Origin of the sequence: Haloplanus sp. GDY1, from assembly GCF_023703775.1 — an archaeon.
GTDB classification, from domain to species: domain Archaea; phylum Halobacteriota; class Halobacteria; order Halobacteriales; family Haloferacaceae; genus Haloplanus; species Haloplanus halophilus.
The window spans coordinates 2,675,778-2,693,649 of the sequence record NZ_CP098514.1; the positions used below are offsets into that span (position 1 = coordinate 2,675,778).

General features: G+C 69.2%; 26 protein-coding genes and 1 tRNA gene. 5 read left to right on the forward strand and 22 right to left on the reverse strand.

Annotation, left to right across the window (positions count from 1 at the left end):
- Positions 1–190: 190 nt before the first annotated feature.
- The 16 genes from NBT67_RS14295 to icd form a co-directional block, all read right to left on the reverse strand.
- Positions 191–1,987, reverse strand: a complete 1,797-nt coding sequence (locus tag NBT67_RS14295) for a DUF7845 domain-containing protein (RefSeq protein ID WP_251342438.1) — start codon at positions 1,985–1,987, stop codon at positions 191–193.
- Complete coding sequence (locus NBT67_RS14300) at positions 1,984–2,589, reverse strand: hypothetical protein (RefSeq protein WP_251342439.1); 606 nt, start codon at positions 2,587–2,589, stop codon at positions 1,984–1,986. Before NBT67_RS14300 ends, NBT67_RS14295 begins: the two co-directional genes overlap by 4 nt.
- Complete coding sequence (locus tag NBT67_RS14305; RefSeq protein WP_251342440.1) at positions 2,586–2,876, reverse strand: hypothetical protein; 291 nt, start codon at positions 2,874–2,876, stop codon at positions 2,586–2,588. The genes NBT67_RS14300 and NBT67_RS14305 overlap by 4 nt, the downstream gene beginning before the upstream one ends.
- Positions 2,873–3,286, reverse strand: a complete 414-nt coding sequence (locus tag NBT67_RS14310; RefSeq protein ID WP_251342441.1) for a hypothetical protein — start codon at positions 3,284–3,286, stop codon at positions 2,873–2,875. Before NBT67_RS14310 ends, NBT67_RS14305 begins: the two co-directional genes overlap by 4 nt.
- Entirely contained in the window at positions 3,286–3,486 is a 201-nt protein-coding gene (locus NBT67_RS14315) for a hypothetical protein (protein WP_251342442.1), read from the reverse strand. The genes NBT67_RS14310 and NBT67_RS14315 overlap by 1 nt, the downstream gene beginning before the upstream one ends.
- A complete protein-coding gene (locus tag NBT67_RS14320; RefSeq protein WP_251342443.1) occupies positions 3,483–3,965 on the reverse strand; it encodes a PD-(D/E)XK family putative nuclease in 483 nt (160 codons plus the stop codon). Before NBT67_RS14320 ends, NBT67_RS14315 begins: the two co-directional genes overlap by 4 nt.
- On the reverse strand, positions 3,962–4,150 hold the full coding sequence (locus NBT67_RS14325; protein WP_251342444.1) for an FmdB family zinc ribbon protein: 189 nt from the start codon (positions 4,148–4,150) through the stop codon (positions 3,962–3,964). The genes NBT67_RS14320 and NBT67_RS14325 overlap by 4 nt, the downstream gene beginning before the upstream one ends.
- A complete protein-coding gene (locus NBT67_RS14330) occupies positions 4,147–4,389 on the reverse strand; it encodes a hypothetical protein (RefSeq protein ID WP_251342445.1) in 243 nt (80 codons plus the stop codon). The genes NBT67_RS14325 and NBT67_RS14330 overlap by 4 nt, the downstream gene beginning before the upstream one ends.
- Complete coding sequence (locus NBT67_RS14335; RefSeq protein ID WP_251342446.1) at positions 4,386–4,733, reverse strand: hypothetical protein; 348 nt, start codon at positions 4,731–4,733, stop codon at positions 4,386–4,388. The genes NBT67_RS14330 and NBT67_RS14335 overlap by 4 nt, the downstream gene beginning before the upstream one ends.
- A 103-nt stretch (positions 4,734–4,836) precedes the next feature.
- Positions 4,837–4,907, reverse strand: a tRNA-Pro gene (locus tag NBT67_RS14340).
- A 47-nt stretch (positions 4,908–4,954) separates the two neighbouring features.
- On the reverse strand, positions 4,955–5,818 hold the full coding sequence (locus NBT67_RS14345; protein ID WP_251344389.1) for an RNA-guided pseudouridylation complex pseudouridine synthase subunit Cbf5: 864 nt from the start codon (positions 5,816–5,818) through the stop codon (positions 4,955–4,957).
- Positions 5,819–5,820: 2 nt separating this feature from the next.
- Positions 5,821–6,402 (reverse strand): (d)CMP kinase, encoded by a 582-nt coding sequence (cmk, locus tag NBT67_RS14350; protein ID WP_251342447.1) that lies wholly within the window; start codon positions 6,400–6,402, stop codon positions 5,821–5,823.
- A 54-nt stretch (positions 6,403–6,456) separates the two neighbouring features.
- Positions 6,457–7,371, reverse strand: coding sequence for a DUF106 domain-containing protein (locus tag NBT67_RS14355; RefSeq protein ID WP_251342448.1), 915 nt, complete (start codon positions 7,369–7,371; stop codon positions 6,457–6,459).
- 24 nt (positions 7,372–7,395) lie between these two features.
- Positions 7,396–7,812 (reverse strand): DUF7994 family protein, encoded by a 417-nt coding sequence (locus tag NBT67_RS14360; RefSeq protein WP_251342449.1) that lies wholly within the window; start codon positions 7,810–7,812, stop codon positions 7,396–7,398.
- A 41-nt stretch (positions 7,813–7,853) separates the two neighbouring features.
- Complete coding sequence (locus tag NBT67_RS14365) at positions 7,854–8,501, reverse strand: adenylate kinase (protein WP_251342450.1); 648 nt, start codon at positions 8,499–8,501, stop codon at positions 7,854–7,856.
- A gap of 65 nt (positions 8,502–8,566) precedes the next feature.
- The gene (gene icd, locus NBT67_RS14370; RefSeq protein ID WP_251342451.1) at positions 8,567–9,826 is read right to left on the reverse strand and encodes an isocitrate dehydrogenase (NADP(+)); all 1,260 of its coding nucleotides are present in this window, start codon (positions 9,824–9,826) and stop codon (positions 8,567–8,569) included.
- Between the two features lie 150 nt (positions 9,827–9,976).
- Here icd and NBT67_RS14375 point away from each other — a divergent pair, with 150 nt between their 5' ends.
- A complete protein-coding gene (locus NBT67_RS14375) occupies positions 9,977–10,120 on the forward strand; it encodes a hypothetical protein (RefSeq protein ID WP_251342452.1) in 144 nt (47 codons plus the stop codon).
- Here the strand turns inward: NBT67_RS14375 and NBT67_RS14380 are convergent.
- Positions 10,117–10,815, reverse strand: a complete 699-nt coding sequence (locus NBT67_RS14380; RefSeq protein ID WP_251342453.1) for a metallophosphoesterase family protein — start codon at positions 10,813–10,815, stop codon at positions 10,117–10,119. The two genes, NBT67_RS14375 and NBT67_RS14380, sit on opposite strands and share 4 nt — an antisense overlap.
- A 114-nt stretch (positions 10,816–10,929) precedes the next feature.
- Here NBT67_RS14380 and map point away from each other — a divergent pair, with 114 nt between their 5' ends.
- Entirely contained in the window at positions 10,930–11,820 is an 891-nt protein-coding gene (map, locus tag NBT67_RS14385; protein WP_251342454.1) for a type II methionyl aminopeptidase, read from the forward strand.
- Here the strand turns inward: map and NBT67_RS14390 are convergent.
- Positions 11,817–12,017 (reverse strand): DUF7835 family putative zinc beta-ribbon protein, encoded by a 201-nt coding sequence (locus tag NBT67_RS14390; RefSeq protein ID WP_251342455.1) that lies wholly within the window; start codon positions 12,015–12,017, stop codon positions 11,817–11,819. The genes map and NBT67_RS14390 overlap by 4 nt on opposite strands.
- Before the next feature lie 219 nt (positions 12,018–12,236).
- Between NBT67_RS14390 and NBT67_RS14395 the strand changes: the two genes are divergently transcribed.
- Both NBT67_RS14395 and NBT67_RS14400 read left to right on the forward strand, forming a co-directional pair.
- On the forward strand, positions 12,237–12,785 hold the full coding sequence (locus tag NBT67_RS14395) for an HIT family protein (RefSeq protein ID WP_251342456.1): 549 nt from the start codon (positions 12,237–12,239) through the stop codon (positions 12,783–12,785).
- 72 nt (positions 12,786–12,857) lie between these two features.
- Positions 12,858–13,775, forward strand: coding sequence for a cation diffusion facilitator family transporter (locus tag NBT67_RS14400; RefSeq protein ID WP_251342457.1), 918 nt, complete (start codon positions 12,858–12,860; stop codon positions 13,773–13,775).
- Here NBT67_RS14400 and NBT67_RS14405 read toward each other — a convergent pair.
- The 3 genes from NBT67_RS14405 to deoC are packed head-to-tail and all read right to left on the reverse strand — an operon-like array spanning position 13,772 to position 15,976.
- Positions 13,772–14,044, reverse strand: coding sequence for a PadR family transcriptional regulator (locus NBT67_RS14405; RefSeq protein WP_251342458.1), 273 nt, complete (start codon positions 14,042–14,044; stop codon positions 13,772–13,774). The genes NBT67_RS14400 and NBT67_RS14405 overlap by 4 nt on opposite strands.
- On the reverse strand, positions 14,041–15,297 hold the full coding sequence (locus NBT67_RS14410; RefSeq protein WP_251342459.1) for a tRNA (N(6)-L-threonylcarbamoyladenosine(37)-C(2))-methylthiotransferase: 1,257 nt from the start codon (positions 15,295–15,297) through the stop codon (positions 14,041–14,043). The genes NBT67_RS14405 and NBT67_RS14410 overlap by 4 nt, the downstream gene beginning before the upstream one ends.
- Before the next feature lie 49 nt (positions 15,298–15,346).
- A complete protein-coding gene (gene deoC, locus NBT67_RS14415; RefSeq protein ID WP_251342460.1) occupies positions 15,347–15,976 on the reverse strand; it encodes a deoxyribose-phosphate aldolase in 630 nt (209 codons plus the stop codon).
- A 60-nt stretch (positions 15,977–16,036) separates the two neighbouring features.
- Here deoC and NBT67_RS14420 point away from each other — a divergent pair, with 60 nt between their 5' ends.
- Positions 16,037–16,843 (forward strand): DUF63 family protein, encoded by an 807-nt coding sequence (locus tag NBT67_RS14420; protein ID WP_251342461.1) that lies wholly within the window; start codon positions 16,037–16,039, stop codon positions 16,841–16,843.
- Here NBT67_RS14420 and NBT67_RS14425 read toward each other — a convergent pair whose 3' ends face one another.
- The gene (locus NBT67_RS14425) at positions 16,844–17,818 is read right to left on the reverse strand and encodes a hypothetical protein (RefSeq protein WP_251342462.1); all 975 of its coding nucleotides are present in this window, start codon (positions 17,816–17,818) and stop codon (positions 16,844–16,846) included.
- Between the last annotated feature and the right edge of the window lie 54 nt (positions 17,819–17,872).

The window sequence follows — 17,872 nt, forward strand, 5'->3', positions numbered from 1 at the left end:
TCGTCACACAGACGAAGGGGATTGTCCCGCCCCGCGGGACAAGACCCGCAGCGGGGCGGTCGGCGGGGCGGCACCCCGGCGTATGAACGGCACGCCGAACACAACCAGACCTTACAGCAATCGCTATCGAGCGAAAGCGGAGTTGTGAAAACAAGAACGAACGCCGGTGATGCCTCTCAGCAGTCGGGCGCTACCCGTCGGCGCGATGCGCCATCCGCTCGGCGTTCTCGCGAACGGTTTCTCCGAACGGCGTCTCGAACGCGACCTTCTCCGGGAACCGATGCAGCGGGCGCCCGGATTCACGCCAGGCGATGCGGCCGACCCGGATCACTTCGGGCGCCCACGGATGCGAATCAGCCTTCGCCATCGAGAGGGCGCTCCGCAGCCGGAGTTGCTGGCCGTCGACGGCGTCCTCGATCTCGGCGGCGTAGCGGTTCACCCACTTCTGCCAGGCCTTGCCCTTCCGGTCGAGATCGCGCGGGTCCATGTCGGCGATGCGGGCGAGCGCGGTGGTCGCCGCATCGACGCTCTTGTTGAGGACGTCCAGGACGTCGCGGATCTCGTCGCGCACCTTCCCACTGATGAACTTGATCGAGCCGTTCTCGAGGCGGAGGACCTCGTCGAGCTTCGAGAGGTGGCGGTAGATCGTCGACCGGCTCCAGTCGGTTTCGCGGTCGACCTCGTCGACGCTGGTGCCGCCGTCGGTCATCGCGGCCTGCTCGATGATCTCCTCGGCAGCGCTGTCAGCGTCGATCTGCTGGAACAGCGAGATGATCGTCGCCTCCTGGCGCTGCTCGATCTCCGGCGTCGGGTCGTCGATCAGCGCGATCTGACGGCGCTGGTCGGCGTATCGGTCTCCAGAGAAGTGCCAGTCCGACACCCACCACGGGCCGGGCGAGACGGCGATCCCTGCCCACGACGCGACGTTGAGGACGTAGGAGTCGAGCGCCTGGATCAGTTCGTACCGGCGGTTCCAGGCGACAGACTCAGCGCCGTTCAGTCCTTTCTTAAACAAAGCACCGAGTTTCGGATGGGCGAGCGGGTCGCCCTCTTCGCGACCGCCAGGATGCTCAGGTTCGTAGAGTTTCTCCTGCATCCCGTAGGCGCCGTGGTCGGCGTCGAGGTCATCCTCCCGGCGCTCGGCGTCGGTAGCTTCGGGTGCGCCGGCCGAGGTCGAGTGGTCTCCAGGATCGAACGCCTTCCGCACCGCGGTCTTCGTGAACTTGAGTTGGTGGTTCCACCCGACGACCTTCCGATTGTCCGCGGAGTAGACGATCTTCGATCCTTCCTCGTCGGCCAGCAACTCGAAGAGGCTCTTGAAGACTCCGTCCGAGCGCGTGATCTTCTCAGCGGCGTCGCTCGAGGGACGGACGTACCGCTCGTGTTGCGTGATCGCGGAGTACGGATGGACGTCGCCACAGAAGTAGCTCTCGTCCCATGACTGACTAAGCCCCTCTGCGATGCCTCGGAGGAGCAGCGGCACCAGATAGCGAATCTGGTCCAACTCGATATTCACCGAGTTGTTGATATGGACGGTCACCGCCTCGCCGAGATCGTTCGGAACCGACTGCGGGCGCCGCTCCGGACACTCGTCCCAGCCGAGACGGGGCTTCACCTGGATCGGGAGCTTCCGCTCCTCTTCAGCGTGGGCGGTGATGTCGAACTCGTAAAGCTGGTCGACGCCGTCGGAGGGACGTGGCTCCATCCCTGACTTGTGGTAACTGAACGTCACGCTCCAGGTACGGGTGCCCTCGCCGCGCCAGCGCGGGATGTCGATCTCGAAGCTCTTCGAGCCTTCCTCGAAACTAAAGAACAGCGACGCGAGCGCCCAGTACGGGCGGTCATCATGCTCGTCAAAGACGAGGTTCCCACGCGTCTCGTGAGGCACGGGCGCGACGTGGTCAGCGTGCTCGTCGCCGTCGACGCGGAGATGCCGGTACGGCGAGTCGAGACCGGGCGTGTCGCGTGTCGGTTCGGCCTCGATCACGCCGACTCACCACCCTCGACCGCGTCGAGCACTTGCTGGGCTCGCTCACTCGGCTCGTCGCCAGTGATAAACCCGCGATGCGTGCCCTCCGCGAACGGCGGGAGGTCGACGGGCGGCATCAGCGGCAGACTTAAATCGATCCAGCGCTGCTCGCCGTCGGCCTCCCGCAGGTACCAGTGGGTGTCCTCGAGGTCGGCGTCGACGTCGCTCCAGGACAGACAGTAGATCTCGTGCTCGCGGTCGGTCGCGTGGTAGTAGGCCTCGGCTGCGGGATAACACAGCTGCCCGAGCGGATCGCCATCGTCGGTAGCGTACTCGTCCTTCCGGAGTTCGGGATGCTCGCGGAGGTACTGCCGAATCTCGAAGGCGGTCTGGTCGGGGATGACCAGCACTTCCTCGGGCCGGACGTACCCCTCGCCGTGACAGTACGAGCACGAGTCGCCGTGCATACAGCGCCCGCGGCCACGGCAGATATCGTCCCAGCAGTTGAATCCGCGGCCGGAACAGGCCGGACAGCGCCGCGTCAGGCCACACATGCACTGCGGCGTCGGCTGGTTACACCGCCGACAGACGTTCATCGGATCGAAGTGGTCCTCGATCACGCCTCACCACCACCCACGAACTGCTCCAGACCGACCTGCCCGGACGGCTCGAGCACCTCGCGATCGCCGTAGTCGACGAACTTCAACAGCGCGTCACAGTCCCACGCCGAACACGGGAGGAAGGACGGCTCGTCGTAGTCGCGCCCGTAGATGCCGATCCGCTCCTCGTCGCCACACACCGGGCACTCGTAGGTGCTCTTCTCGTCGAACGTGACCTCGATGGTCGCGACGGCACGTTTCTCCCGGCGCCGCAGCGTTGTCACCTGGTTCGATTCCTCGAAGCTCATCGTTCCTCACCCCCATCAGCCGCGTACCGACCGGAATCGACCGTGTTCGTAAACGGATACTCGCCGTCCCGATCCGGCCACGACCACGTCGCGGGCGGCGAGGGCTCGCGTCCACCGGCCTCGACGCGCTCGTCGCGATCGCCGATCTCCTCGAGCTCGACTTCGCGTTCGTCGAGCCACTCCATGACCTGCTCGAAGTGATGCTCGGAGACGGCGTCGCGCTCGTGAAGCAGTTGTCTCTCGACTGCTCCCCAGCAGCGAAGCACGGCGATGTAGTCGATCCCACGTATCCGGGCCTTCGCCAACTTCAGGTCGTCAAGCCGGTCGACGTCCAGGTATCGGCCTGGGTCCTCGTTGATGTCTTCGACGGCGCCGGGGAACCGCTCGCGGTCGCGTGTCTTCCCGCCCATCATGGGCGCCCACGCCCCGAGAGGTCCGTCCGGGAGCGGTCGGAGATGCCCGTCGGCGTGTACAGCTTGTCCGACGGCTTCCGCGTCGAGCAGCCGACACACAGCGCGATGGCGACTTCGGCGCCGTGGTCGCGCTCAGGGATGTAGACGCGGACGCGGCCGGCTCGGAGTCGCGACCCGCAGTTGTCGCAGGGGGTCATGGCGACGCACCCCCGTCGACCGCAGCAGGACGGAACAGCCGACTCCAGGCCAGTTGCGCGTAGTCACTCCGGCCGTCACCGCCGTCGAGCCACGAAGGGATGAGATCGCCCACCGTGACCGCGGGCACGACCTTCAGCGCGAGGAGATCGTCCGACTGGTCCCGAACCGCGAACACGTACACGCCGCCGGTCTCGACGAGCGCTCCGTGCTGCTCGGGCCGGAGGTAGTACCGGCCACGTTGTCGCTGGGAGTAGCGACGCTGGCAACTCTTGATCTCGACGGGCGTCCCGCGCTCGACGACACACAGCCCGACCATTGGCAGGTCGGCGCCCGGGAAGACGGCACTCGTCGCGACGGCGTCGTACGCGAGCGCGACGTCGTCGGGGACGAGTCCAAGCTGGGGCACGGCGCTGGCGACCGCGCGTTCGACGTCCTCGCCGGCCGCCTTGTTCGCGGCAACGGGCTGAGTGCGGCTCAAACCCAGACACCTCCGTCGGCGACGAGCGTCTCCTGGAGCGACTCGTCGACGTGTGCGGGCTGGAGGACGTCGGCAGCGACGAAGTGCCCGCAGGGCTCGACGAACGCCGAGACGCCGATCCGCTCGGCCTGCCGGATCGACTCGCCACACTGCGGGCACTCCGGGAGCGCGGCATCGAGGGTCACGTATCCTCACCTCCGTCGGTCGCGACCGGTGCGCCGACGTGGTAGTCGGGCCTACCGTAGGGGAGGTGATCGGGGCGCCGCGGACACCGACTCCGATGCCCGTACTCGATGTCCTTCGTCGACGACCGGGTGCAGCGAGCGTTACACACGTCGCACCGGAACTCACCCTTGCCGTCAGTTGGGAGCGGGCCGTGCTGGCGGCTCCGCAACTCTTCGGCGTCGATCTCCTCGGAGATCACGGCCGGTCACCTCCATCGACGAGACGAGCGTACTCTCCGCACACGCTGTCCCAGCCGCGTCGCTCGTCGACGTGCTCAACCCACAGCACCAGCACTTCGTCATCGGCGATGGCCTGCTGGTACTCGGGGTCACTACCGGGCGCCTCGATCACGTCGAGGACGCGGTGGCCGCCGGGATCACGCCGGAGCAGATGATACGCCCCGTCGGCGTCGCGACCGACGAGGCGTTCGTACGGCGTCACGCGGTCGATCCGCAGCGCGTTCGCGTACGTCGGACTCGGATAGTCCGGGCCGCCGAGCCGCGGACCACGACCGTCGACGGCGACGACGGTCGCGTATGTCAACGCATGGATTTCTCCAATACTGCGGTCGACGACGACCACGTCGCCGGCTGCTAATTCGGCGGTGTCGACACTATCTCGGTCATGAGATGTGTCGGAAGTGGGATGGGACCGCCGTGATTCGAACACGGGTCCAACGCACCCCATGCGCAGAGGATACCACTACCCCACGGTCCCACGTTTCGAGCGAGGACCGTATCCGGGTTAAGCGTGTCGTTTCCGTCTCACACCAGCACCCGTTCCAGGTCGACGACGAGGCCCGACTCGGCGTCGGGATCGCCGACGAGTCGCCCGAGGCAGACGGCCGAGCCGTCGGGGGTGAAGCAGGCGACCAGCGCGTCCGCGGGGGCGTCGTCCGCCTCCAGCACCCCGGGGGCGTAGACGGGCGCTCCGGTCGCCACCTGTTCGGCGGCGCTGGGCGCGACGGTGACCGCGGGCAGGTCCTTGAGGACGCGTTCGGCGGGGGTGACCGCCTCGCGGAGCGGTGCCTCGTCGCCCTCCTCGGCGAACGCGAGGGCGTCGGCGAGGTCCTGGAGGGTCACGAGGTCGCGGTCGTCGAAGGGGTCGGTGGCCGTCCGCCGGAGGTCGCCCATGTGCGCGCCGGTGCCGAGGGCGAGCCCGAGGTCGTGACAGAGCTTTCGGATGTAGGTCCCGCTGGCACACTCGATGCGGAGAAGCGCCTGCCGGTCGCGGGTTTCGAGGAGGTCGAGACTGTGGACCCGGCGGGTGCGGAGCCGTCGGGAGACGGCGCTCTTGCGCGGCGGTTTCTGGTAGAGTTCGCCCTCGAACTCGGCGAGGACGTCGGTCATGTCGGCGGGTGGGCGGCCGTGGAGTTCGAGGACGGCCACGTACTCCTTGCGCCCCTCCAGGAAGACGGGCGCGAGGCGGGTGGCGTCGCCGAGAGTGATCGGCAGACAGCCGGTCACCTTCGGGTCGAGCGTCCCGGCGTGGGCGGCCCGATCGACGCCAGCCATGTCGCGCACCCAGCCAGCGACTTGGTGGGCGGAGGGACCGGGCGGCTTGTCGAGGTTGACGACGCCGAAGGCGAGGCGGTCGTCGAGCGAGCGGTCGCCCGGGGGGTCGCGCAGGCTCACGACTGGAAGTCGTCGACGACGGCGACGGGGTAGCGCCCCTCGTCGGCCGCGGGGTCGTAGCGTTCGACGGCGGCCGTGAGGATCGCCAGCACGTCCCCGGCGGTCCACCGGGCGGTGTTCAACGCGAGGTCGTAGATGGAGAGGTCCTCGATGTCGATGTCGTAGTACTCGTGATACCGCTTTTGCTCGCTGCGCTCGCGCCGGAGCGTCTCTTCGCGGGCGCGCTCGACGGGCTTCTCCTCGCGGTCGGCGATGCGGGCGGCCCGGACGTCGACCGGCGCGTCGAGCCAGAGCCGGAAGTCGGCGTGATCGCCCGACAGCCACCCCGCGAGCCGGGATTCGAGGACGAGTCCGTCCCGGTCCCGGGCGATTTCGTACAGGCGTCGATCCAGGTCGCGGTCGATCCGTTCGTCCTCCTCGGCGAGTTCGTTGAACTCGACCGGGGAGTAGCCGCGCTCGGCGGCCAGTTCACGGAAGATGTCGCCGCCGCTCACGTGCTCCAGGTCGAGCGCCTCCGCGAGACCGGCGGCAGTGGTGCTCTTTCCACTGCCCGCCGGCCCGGACACGGTGAGTAACATATCGCTACTGAGAGCGGCCGCCTAAAAGAGTATGTTCACTTCCGCTCGCGTCGATCAGCTTCCGGTCGGGCTGATGTCGATGTTCAGCCCCTTGCGGATGATCTGGGTGAAACCCATCGAGCAGATGAAGTACCAGATGATCCACACCTGCACCGGCCCGAGGACCTTGTCCTTCCACGCGACGGTGCCCCGGAAGGGCAACACCATCGTCCCGAACTGGCCGCTACTGGGGTCGCCGATGCCGACCTTCCAGTACATCCAGAGGAAGACGGGGATGGTGAGGAACATGATCCACACCATGGGGCGGAACTGCTCTTTGAACATGCCCATCTGGTCGCCCATCGCCTCCATCTGCTCGTCCTGGATGCGGTCGAGGGCCTCGTCGTCGCCCCGCTCTTTGGCCTCCTTGCGTCGCTCCTGGATCTCCTTCATCTTCTCCTGATACTCCCCCATCTTCTCGGTGTCCATCAGGTTCGCCTGCAGGAGCGTCGAGTACAGCCCCGTCACCACCGCGAGGATCATGACGACGGCGTAGAAGGGGAGCGCCGCGTTCAGCGGCCCGAGGGCGACGTCCATGGCGGTGCCGATGATGTCCCGCATCGGTCGCCACGAGTAGCCGGCCATGAGCCCGACGCTGACGACCGCTGCGCCCTTGTCCCACATCGACCACGACGAGTCCTCGTCGTCGTCGGAGCCGGTGGCGGACGCCGAGACGGTCGACGTTCCCGCAGTCCCGTTTTCGAGCGCCTCGCGGGTCGCCTCGGCGTCGGCCAGCCGGAAGCCGGCGTCCCCGTCGACCAGCACGCCCTTCTCGATGAGGCGGCCCCACTGCCCGCTGGATAGCTCGTCGCGGACGTCGACCCACTTGACCTCGCCGTCCTCCGCGCGGTCGAGGACCGTCCGGACGACCGACTCCATCTCCGCGTCGTCGGAGACGAGGTCCCGCACTCGCTGCTCGATCCGTGCCATTGAGGAGGAGTAGCCACCCGCAGGTTATGAACCTTTTACTCTGTTCGCGGCGTCGAGCGGCCGCTCGTAGACGTGCGCGCCGGCGTAGAGCGCCATGTCGACGCCGATCGCCGCGAGCGAGAGGCCGCCGAGGGCCGTGACGGCGAGCAGGAGGGTTCCGCGTCCCCCGCCTCCCCACCCGAGGACGCCGACGGGGAGTGCCAGTCCCAGCGCCACGTTCGCCAGCCCGCCGAGCCGGAACCAGTCGATCCGGGCGGTGACGGGGTTCCGGAACGCGGCGACGGCGTCGAGGAGGCCGGCGGCGCCGATGAGGACGACCTGGACGGCGGTCGTCGGCGTGCGAAAGAGGGCCGCGCCGACGAGGGCGACCCCGCCGCCGGCCAACGCCAGCAGGCCGACGCCGAGGACGCCACACAGCCGTCGGTGCGTGTTCGTGTCCACGCGCGTGGCTCCGGTCGCCGGGGAAATATAGCTTCGGCCGGCTACGTCGCCGCGTCGACTTCCTCGCGGATCGCCTCGAACACCTCGTCGGGCGTGCCCTCGCCGTCCACCTCGACGAGGACGCCCTCCTCGCGGTAGTGCTCGACGACCGGTGCGGTGTTCTCCCTGTACACCCGCAGTCGCTCGCGGACGGTCTCCTCGGTGTCGTCGTCGCGCTGGATCAGATCGCCGCCACACTCGTCGCAGACCCCCGCCTCCTCGGGGGGGTTGAACTCGACGTGGTAGTTGGCGCCACACTCGTCACAGACCCGGCGGCCGGTGAGCCGCTCGACGAGTTCCGGCTCGCTCACGTCGAGGAAGACGGCGACGTCGAGGTCGGTGATCTCGGAGAGGTACTCGGCCTGCTCGAGGTTCCGGGGGTAGCCGTCGAGGACGTAGCCGTTCGCGGAGTCGAGCGCGGTCTTGACGATCTCGTTGACCACCGCGTCCGGCACGAGTTCGCCCGCCTCCATGTACGCCCGCGGCGTGTCGTACGCCGTGTCCATGTGGCCGATGTCCATGTCCTTGTTCGCGCGGAGCGCGTCGCCCGTCGTGACGTGTTCGATGTCGAACGCGTCGGCGAGGCGCTTGCTCTGGGTCCCCTTCCCCGCTCCCGGTGCGCCGAGCAACAGCACGTGTGGCTCGCTCATATTCTCACCTCCCCCTCCGGGTATAAATTAGTGAAGGAACGCCCGCGATGTTGTCGAAACCGGAACTACGCCAGTTCCTCGATCCGGCCGACGACGGCGTCGGCGTACTCGCTGGTGGCGAGTTTGGTGCCGCCCTCGATCTGTCGGTGGAGGTCGTAGGTGACCTCGCCCGCCGAGATGGTCGCCTCGACGGCGTCGCGAACGAGGTCGGCGGCGTCCTCCCAACCCAGCTGTTCGAGCATGATCCGGCCCGAGAGGATCATTGCGGTGGGGTTGACCTTGTCCTGACCGGCGTACTTCGGTGCGGAGCCGTGGACGGGTTCGGCCAGCACGCGCCCGTCGCCGAGGTTCGCGCCCGGCGCGATGCCCAGGCCACCGATCTGTGCGCCGGCGGCGTCCGAGAGGTAGTCGCCGTTGAGGTTCGGCATCGCCAGCACGTCGTACTGCTCGGTTCGGGTGAGCAGTTGCTGGAGCATGTTGTCCGCGATGCGGTCCTTGACGACGACGGTCCCCTCGGGCGCCTCGCCGTCGTACTCGTCCCAGAGAACGTCTTCCGTGATGACGGCCTCGCCGTACTCCTCCTCGGCGAGTTCGTAGCCCCAGTCGCGGAACGCCGCCTCGGTGAACTTCATGATGTTGCCCTTGTGGACGAGCGTCACGGAGTCGCGGTCGTTCTCGATGGCGTAGTCGATGGCCTGCCGGATCAGGCGCTTGCTCCCGAACTCGGAGATGGGCTTGACCCCGATGCCGACGGGACCGTCGTGGATGATCCCCGTCTGGCCCATCTCCTCCTCGATGAACTCGCGGACCTGCTCTACCTCCTCGGTGCCGGCCTCCCACTCGATGCCGGCGTACACGTCCTCGGTGTTCTCCCGGAAGTTGACCATGTCCATCTTCTCGGGGTGGGTGACCGGCGAGGGGACGCCGTCGAGGTGGTAGGTCGGCCGCATGTTCGCGTAGAGGTCGAGTTTCTTCCGGAGCGCGACGTTCAGCGACCGGAACCCGGAGCCGACGGGCGTCGTGAGCGGCCCCTTGATCGCGACGCGGTGTTCGCGGATGGCCTCGACCGTCTCCTCGGGCAGGTTCTCGTCGTACCGCTCGCGGGCGGATTCGCCGGCGTAGAGCCGCATCCAGTTGATCGAGCGCCCGGTCGCCTCCGCGGCGGCGTCGAGAACCTGCTGGGCCGCCGGGGAGACGTCCTTCCCGATGCCGTCGCCGTAGATGATCGGAATGATCGGGTTCGACGGGACGGCGAGTTCGCCGGTGTCCTCGTCGACGGTGATCGCCTGCCCGTCGTCGGGAACCTCGACTCTGTCGTAGCTCATGTCGTCGCCGGTTTCTCCGACCAGCGTGAAAGAACTGCCGTTATTCCGGCGCAGGGCCGGGGTCGAGGGACGATCCGTCCGCCCGCCCTCGCTCCGATATGCGCCTCGTCGTCCACGGTGGCGCCGGGTCCCCCTGTGCGCCCGCGGGCGGTGCGAGCGCCACCGGCGCGCGAGGACGCCGCCCGCGTCACCCTCGCCCTCGCCCTCGCCCGGCGGGCGGTCGACCACCTGGCGGACGGCGTCGGGTCCGCGTTCGACGCCGAGTCGATGCCGGTTCGCGTCGCCGAGGACTAGTGGACGACCGGGGACCGCGGCGTGACGAACTTCCTGGCGGGGCGCTCCCGTACGGTGCGGTCGGGCGCGACGCTCACGAACCGGTCGCGCCCCCGGTCGTAGGCGGTGAGTTCGCCGCCGTAGACACAGCCGGTGTCGAGGCCGACGGCGCTCTCCCGGACGACCGGCGCGTCGAGCGGCGTGTGACCGAAGAAGACGCGTTCGGAGCCCTCGTAGGCGTCGTACCAGAACGGCGGCTCGTAGTCGCCGTCGCCGAGTTCGCGCACGGTCTCGAAGTCGTCGACGGTGTGCTGGGCCAGCGGCTTGCGCGGATCGACGCCCGCGTGGACGACCAGGGCGCCGTCCCAGCTGATGGCCACCGGGCGGTCGGCGATCCACACCAGGGCGTCGTCGTCGAGGCCGATGTCCTTCTCCCCGCGCAGGAGTTTCTCCTCGTTGTTCCCGCGGACCGTCAGGAAGTTGTCCCGCGACCGGACCAGGTCGACCACGCCCGCGCTGTCCGGTCCCTTGCGAACGAGGTCGCCGACGAAGACCACGAGGTCGTCGGCCCCGGGGGCGAGGCGGTCGAGCAGCCCCTCGAGTTCGGCCAGACAGCCGTGGACGTCGCCCACGACGTAGATGCCGTCCCACGCGTCGGCGTCGACCCGGTGGTGTGCGTCCCCCAGCGCGGCGTTCAGCCCGGCGGTGTCGATCATCGGCGTCGACTGGTCGGCGGACACACATAAACCGCGCTAATTGTCGTCTCCATGTCTATGTATGGCGCACGGCCGTGCCGCAACCTCTTTGCCCGACTCGGGCCAACGTCGCCCATGAGCGTTGGATCCCTCGACGAGGAGACCGTCGAGAAGTACCGTCGGGCCGGCGACGCGCTGCGAACCGTCCTCGACGAGGCAGCGGCGATGATCGAACCGGGCGTGACCCACCTCGAAGTCGCGGAACACGCCGAGGCACGGATCGAGGAACTGGCCGACGGCCCCGCCTTCCCCGTCAACATCAGCGTCGACGAGGAGGCCAGCCACTCGACGCCCGGCCGGGACGACGACGCCGAGTTCGGCGAGGAGATGGTCTGTCTCGACGTCGGCGTCCACGTCGACGGCTACATCGCCGACGCCGCGACGACGGTCGACCTCTCGGGCAACCCCGAACTCGTGGAGGCCGCCGAGGAGGCACTCGACGTCGCCGTCGACGCCGTCGCCCCCGGCGTCGACACGGGCACGATCGGCGCCGAAATCGAGGACGTGATCCGGGGGTACGGCTACACGCCCGTCCTCAACCTCTCGGGACACGGCGTCGAGCAGTGGGACGCCCACACGGCGCCGAGCGTCCCCAACCGCGGCGTCGAACACGGGGCCGAACTCGCCGTCGGCGACGTCATCGCCATCGAACCCTTCGCCACGGACGGCCGCGGCAAGGTGAGCGAGGGGAACACGGAGGAGATCTACGGGCTCGAACGCGAACGCTCGGTGCGCAACCGACAGGCCCGACAGATCCTCGAGACCATCACGGAGGAGTACCGGACGCTCCCCTTCGCCGCCCGGTGGTTCGACGTGCCGCGCGCGGAGATGGCGCTCCGTCGCCTCAAACAGCAGGACGTCATCCACGGCTATCCGGTGTTGAAAGAGGAGGAGGGTTGCCTCGTCAGCCAGGCCGAACACACCCTCGTCGTCACCGAAGACGGGTGTGAGATCACGACCGCCTAGGCGTCGTTCATCCGCTGGATCGACTCCGCGTCGCAGACCGCACAGACCGCGACCCGATACGGCTCGCGCGAGAACGCCGCGTTCGCCGAGGCGGGGTTCTCCGTCCGAATCTCCACTCTGACGGCGTGCCTGGTTTCTCGGCCACAGTCGGGGCACGGTTCGCGGTTGGTGTCCGGGGTCGGTCGTTTCGCCTTCATCGCCAGCCCCTTTCCGTGCCGTTCGCATAAGCCCCGCAGTCGGTTAACCCGGATTAAATCCGGTTAATCCGGGCTCAATCGGATTTTCAGCGGTGAGAACGCTCCCGCCGTCAGACGGGTGTCACACGTCGGTGCCGGTTCGGGTCGCCCCGTTCGTCTCGCCGCGCGCGACGACCGCGTGGCGGGCGGTATAAACGGCTGGGCGCCCCCCGCCCTCACATGGACCGACTGTTCGCCCCGTGGCGCATCGAGTGGGTGACCCGCGACGACACCGACGAGGTCGACGGCTGTCCGTTCTGTGTCCTCCCCGACCGGGACGACGACCGGGCCGACCGCATCGTCGCCCGGAGCGATCACACCTTCGTCATCCTCAACAACGCCCCCTACAACCCCGGCCACGCCATGGTGATCCCCGACCGACACGACGGGGACTACCGCGCGCTCGACGGCGACGAACTGCTGGATCACGCCCGACTCAAGCAACGGACGATCGACGCCATGGAGGCGGCACTCGATCCCGACGCCCTCAACGTGGGTCTCAACCTCGGCGGCGGCCCGGCCGGTGGCTCCATCGACGACCACCTCCACACCCACGTCGTGCCGCGGTGGGACGGCGACACCAACTTCATGCCCGTCGTCGCGGACACCAAGGTCGTCGTCGAGGCCATCGACGACACCTACGACCACCTCCACGGGGCCTTCGCCGACCAGCCCGACGCGGCGGTCTCCGGCGAGGACCGGGCGGTCTCCCTCTCACTTCTAGATTAGACCGAGTCGAAACCTCGCTTCTACGCCCCTAATGACACCGCTTATGTGGATATAGCTCCTCGGTGGTGGTACATGCCCGAGGACCGAACCGCCTTCCTCAAGGCGTCGTGGGTCAACGTCGCCTCGAACGTCCTCAAGATCGGCGTCGAAGGGACGCTGGGCGTCCTCTCGGGGAGCCTCGCACTCATGGCCGACGCCGCCCACTCGGTCGCCGACCTCCTCGCGAGCGCCGTCGTCCTCGTCTGGGGCCGGTTCGTCTACGACGACCCCGACGCCTCCCACCCACACGGTCACGAGCGGTTCGAACCCCTCTCGGCCCTGTTCGTCGGCGGCGTGCTCGTCCTCCTCGGCCTGAAACTCCTCTACGACTCCGGGAACGCCCTCCTCACCGGCTCCGGCGCCGAGTACAGCGCCATCCTGGTTGCCGGTCTCCTCTTCGCGCTCGTCGACCGCTACGCCTGTTACTGGTACACTCGCCTCGTCAACCGGGACGTGGGGTCGCCGAGCCTTCGCGCCCTCGCCGCCGACAGCAAGAACGACGTGTACACCACGCTCGCCGCCGTCGTCGGCGTCGGGGGCATGGCGCTCGGCTACCCCATCTTCGACCCCATCGCCGGCGGCGTCGTCAGCCTCCTGGTCATCTACCAGGGGGTCGAGATCTCCCGGGAGAACATCCGGTATCTCTCCGACGGCGCCCCGCCCGCCGAGGAGCGCGACCGGATCGAGGCGGCCATCCGCTCGCATCCCGAGGTCCGGGGCGTCCACGACTTCGTCGCCTACTACTCCGGCCACGTCATCGAGGTGGAGTTCCACGCCGAGGTCGACGACGGCCTCTCGCTGGCCGAGGCCCACGACCTCGAGACGGAACTCCGGGAGCGGGTCCGCGAAATCGAACCCGTCTCCGACGTGCACGTCCACCTGGACCCCGCCGGCCTCGGGGAGTGGAAGGACGCCTCCGACCGCTCCTCGGCGTCGACGACCGCCCGCTAGTCCAGCGCCGTCTCCACCCAGTCGTAGTGATCGCGAAGCGTCCGCTCGCCCGCCTCGGTGAGTTCGTAGCGGTCGTGGATGCCGTCTTGCGTCTCGATCAGGTGGCCCTTCTCGACCAGGGTTCCGAGCGCGCCGTAGAAGGTTCCGGGGTCGATCCGGTCGTCGTAGCGGGCTTCGAGCGCCGCCTTGCACTCCTGGGCAGTCGGCGATCCCTCGCTCGCGACGACGACGCAGACGTCCCGCCGGAGGCCGCTCCGGAGCCACTTCATACCGGGTCACCGAAGACGTACATCGTCTCGTGGGCGGTGATCTCCACCTCGACGACGTCGCCGGGTTCGATCCCGTACTCGTCGGCGTTTCGGACGATCACCTGCCGGTAGGCGTCGTCGCGACACTTCACCGAGTCGCCGGTGCCCGGCCGCACCGCGAGCACCTCGCGTCGCTCGCCCACCATCGACTCGTGAACCTCGCCCACCACCTCGCGTTTCAGTTCCGACATCGCCTTGGAGCGCTCCTTTTTCACCGTCCCGCCGAGCCCCTTCATGTCGGCGGCGTCGGTCCCCGGCCGCTTCGAGAAGCGGGTGACGTTGATCTTCTCCGGGCGGGTCCGGCGCAGGAGGTCCATGCTCGCCTCGTGGTCCGCGTCCGTCTCGGTGGGGAAGCCGACGATGAAGTCCGTCGAGAGCGTCCAGCGGTCGAGGCGGTCGTCGAACGTCTCGACCACCTCCAGGAACTCCTCGACACGGTGCTGGCGGCGCATGTCCCCCAGCACGTCGTTCGATCCCGACTGGACCGGAGCGTGCAGGAAGTTGTAGAGCTCCTCGTTCTCGGCGAAGGTGTCCGCGAGTTCCTCGCGGACCCCGTGGACGCCCTTCGGGTTCGCCATCCCCACGCGCACCCGGAAGTCGCCGTCGACGTCGCAGATGCGGTCGAGCAGTTCGGGCAGGAGGCTCTCGCCCTGGTTGCGGTCCCAGCCGTAGACGCCGGTGTCCTGGCCGGTGATCCGGAGTTCCGTCGCGCCCGCGTGGACGAGCGCTCGCGCCTTCTCGACGTTCTCCTCGACCGGCGGCGAGTCGATCCGCCCCGTCGCCCGCTTGGTGATGCAGTACGAGCAGTCGCTCATGCAGCCGCGGGCGATGGGGAGGATGCCGACGACGCCATCGAGGACGGGTTCGGCGTCCGGGGTGGTGGTGGGGCACTCGCCGTTCATCGCCGCCTCGGGCACCTCGTCCCAGTGGACGACCTGCGCGTCGACGCCCGCCTCGTCGAACGCCTCGCCCTGCGCCAGGGCCATACAGCCCGTGACGACCAGGTCCCCCGTCTCCGACTCCAGTTCCGCGGCCCGGCGGAGCATGTTGCGCTCCGTCTTCTCGACGACCGTACAGGTGTTGAGGATGGCCACGTCGGCGTCCTCCGGGCCGTCGGCGGGGTGGTGGCCGCCGTCGCGGAGCCGTCGCTCGATGGTTCGGCTCTCGCCCCGGTTGGCCGTACACCCGTACGTCTCGATGTGGTAGCGGGCCATTCGCTATCCGGGCTTGCGTGCGCGCGGAGAAAAGCGCGACGGTCCTCCCCTACTCGAACCCCTCGACCAGCGCGACGCCCGCCGACGCGCCGATGCGCGCTGCACCCGCCGAGAGCATCGCGAGCGCCTCCTCGGTCGTGTCGATCCCGCCGCTCGCCTTCACCGGGAGGTACTCCGCGAGCAGTTCCACGTCCGCCGTCGTCGCCGGCCCCGCGAACCCGGTCCCCGTCTTGAGGTAGTCGGCGTCGGCCTCGACGGCCGCCTCCGCCGCTCGCCGCTTCTCGGCGTCCGTCAGCAGCGGCGCCTCGACGATGACCTTCACCGGCGTCGGCACCGCCGCCACGAGTTCCGCCAGTTCGTCGATCACGGCGGCGTCGTCCCCGGCCGTCAGGCGCCCGACGTTCAACACCACGTCGAGTTCGTCCGCGCCGTCCTCCCACGCCTCGACCGCCTCCTCGCGTTTCACCGCGGGGTCGTTCTGACCGTGCGGGAAGCCGATCACCGTCGCGAGCGTCACGTCCGGCGCGCCCTCGCGCACCTCCGCCACGTAACACGGGGGTACGCAGGCGTTCGTGCCGTACTCGGTCGCCGACGCGACGACCCGCTCGGCGTCGGCGAGCGTCGTCTCCGGGCCGAGGACGGTGTGATCGATGCGCGCGGCGAAGTCGGCACGGTCCATACCCCCCGTCTCGCGCCCGCGGAGCGTAAGGCTTTCCCGGCGACTCCCCGCCTACCCTCCATGGCGCTCCTCCCCGACGGGTTCGCCCTCCCGCCGCTCCCCTACCTCCTCGCGCTCCTCCTCGCCCTCGCCGCCGTCTCCGGCCTGCTCTCCCGTCGCCGCCCGCCCGTGACCGGCCGACTGGTCCTCGCCGCGACGCCGTGGATGGTCCTCGGCTCCGCGCTCCACGTCCTCTACGTCCTCGGGACCCTCCCCGCGGCGGTTCGCCCCCTCGCCGGCACCCCGGCGGTCTACCTCACCGTCGCCGTCCTCGCGGGGGCGACGTGGCTCGCCGCCGCGTCGACGACCCGCGACACCCCCTCGCTCGTGGCCGCCGCCGGCGCCGCCGTCTTCCTGCCCGTCGTCGGTGCCGTCCTCGCCGCGGGCCTCGACCGTGGCTCGCTCCGTCTCGCCCCCTCCGTCGGCATCCTCGCCGCCTCGGCGCTCGTCGCCGCGGGCGCCTGGGCGCTGCTCCGCCGTCTCCGCCCGGGGGTGGCGGTTACGGGCCGGGTCGGCGCCCTCGCCGTCGCCGGGCACGCCCTCGACGGCGTCTCGACCGCCGTGGGGGTCGACCTCCTCGGCTTCGGGGAGCGCACCCCGCTCTCCGCGCTCGTCCTCGAGTTCGCGGCGTCGCTGCCGACCGCCCCCCTGCTCGGCAGCGGGTGGCTGTTCGTCCTCGTGAAACTCGGCGTCGCCGGCGCGGTGGTCGCGTTGCTGACCGAGACGGTCCGCGAGGCGCCGACCGAGGGCCGACTCCTGCTCGGATTCGTCGCCGCCGTCGGACTGGGCCCGGGCGTCCACAACGTCCTGCTGTTCGCGGTGGCCTGACTACTCCCGGTCCAGAAACCGAAGCCGATAGCGGTAGTACGTCCCGTCGTACAGGACCACCCCGATCCCGGGGTCCTCGACGTACGCGTCCTTCTCGATGTTGCCGTCGAGGTAGGCGCGGGCGTGCAGCCCCGACAGCACCGTGCGGTAGGCCTCGGAGTACGGGTGGGTCTCCTCGTACCCCTCGCGCGCGTCCCGCAAGATGGAGCGCGCCGCCGTCGAGAGGTCGGCCCCGGAGAGGCGCGCGTCGACGAATTTCGCCCGGAGGATGGCCTCCATGCGCTCGGGCGTCTCCGCGACCGGGGCGACCGTCGCCCGGTAGACCGGTTCGTGGAACGTCTCGTGGCTCACCTCGACGGCGTAGACGGTCTCCCGGTAGGTGACGTGGCTGGGGGCGTCCTCGTCGAGCAGTCGACTCGTCTCGACGGTCTCGGCGTCGCGGTAGACGTACCCGCCGCGCTGGACCAGCCCCCACGGCACCCCGCCCTCGTTGCCCCGCGCCCTGGCGGCCATGTGGGCGACGTGGACCACCTTCCGGTCGACCCGGTTCAGGTCGTCGGCGGGCGTGGCCTCCGGGACGTCCGACCCGCCGGCCTCGCCGACCGCCGACAGGCGGAGCACCGGGTGCGTGACCGTCGCCTCGTCGACGACGACGGCGCCGAGGCGGTAGTAGGTCCCCTCGTGGCGGGTGTACACCGGGTCGTCGGGGCGCGAGCCGAACGGCCGGCGGTGCTGGGTCGTGACCGTCTCCCCGTCGAGCGTGGCGGCGAAGGCGCGCTCGTCGTCCGGTCGCTCGGTCTCCGACAGGTCGACCACGTACCCCGACCGGAGCGGCGTCGCCTCGCTCGACAGGACGAGCTGGAGGGCCCGGTTCGCGCCGCCGACTCCCCCCTGGCTGCCGAGGCCGTCGAGACAGCCCGACAGCCCCGCGAGGCCGGCCGCGGCCCCCGCCGCGAGGAAGCGTCGTCGGTCCATGGGGACCCGTTCGGAACCGAACGGGAAGCGTGTGGCGATAGGTCAAAGCGCCGG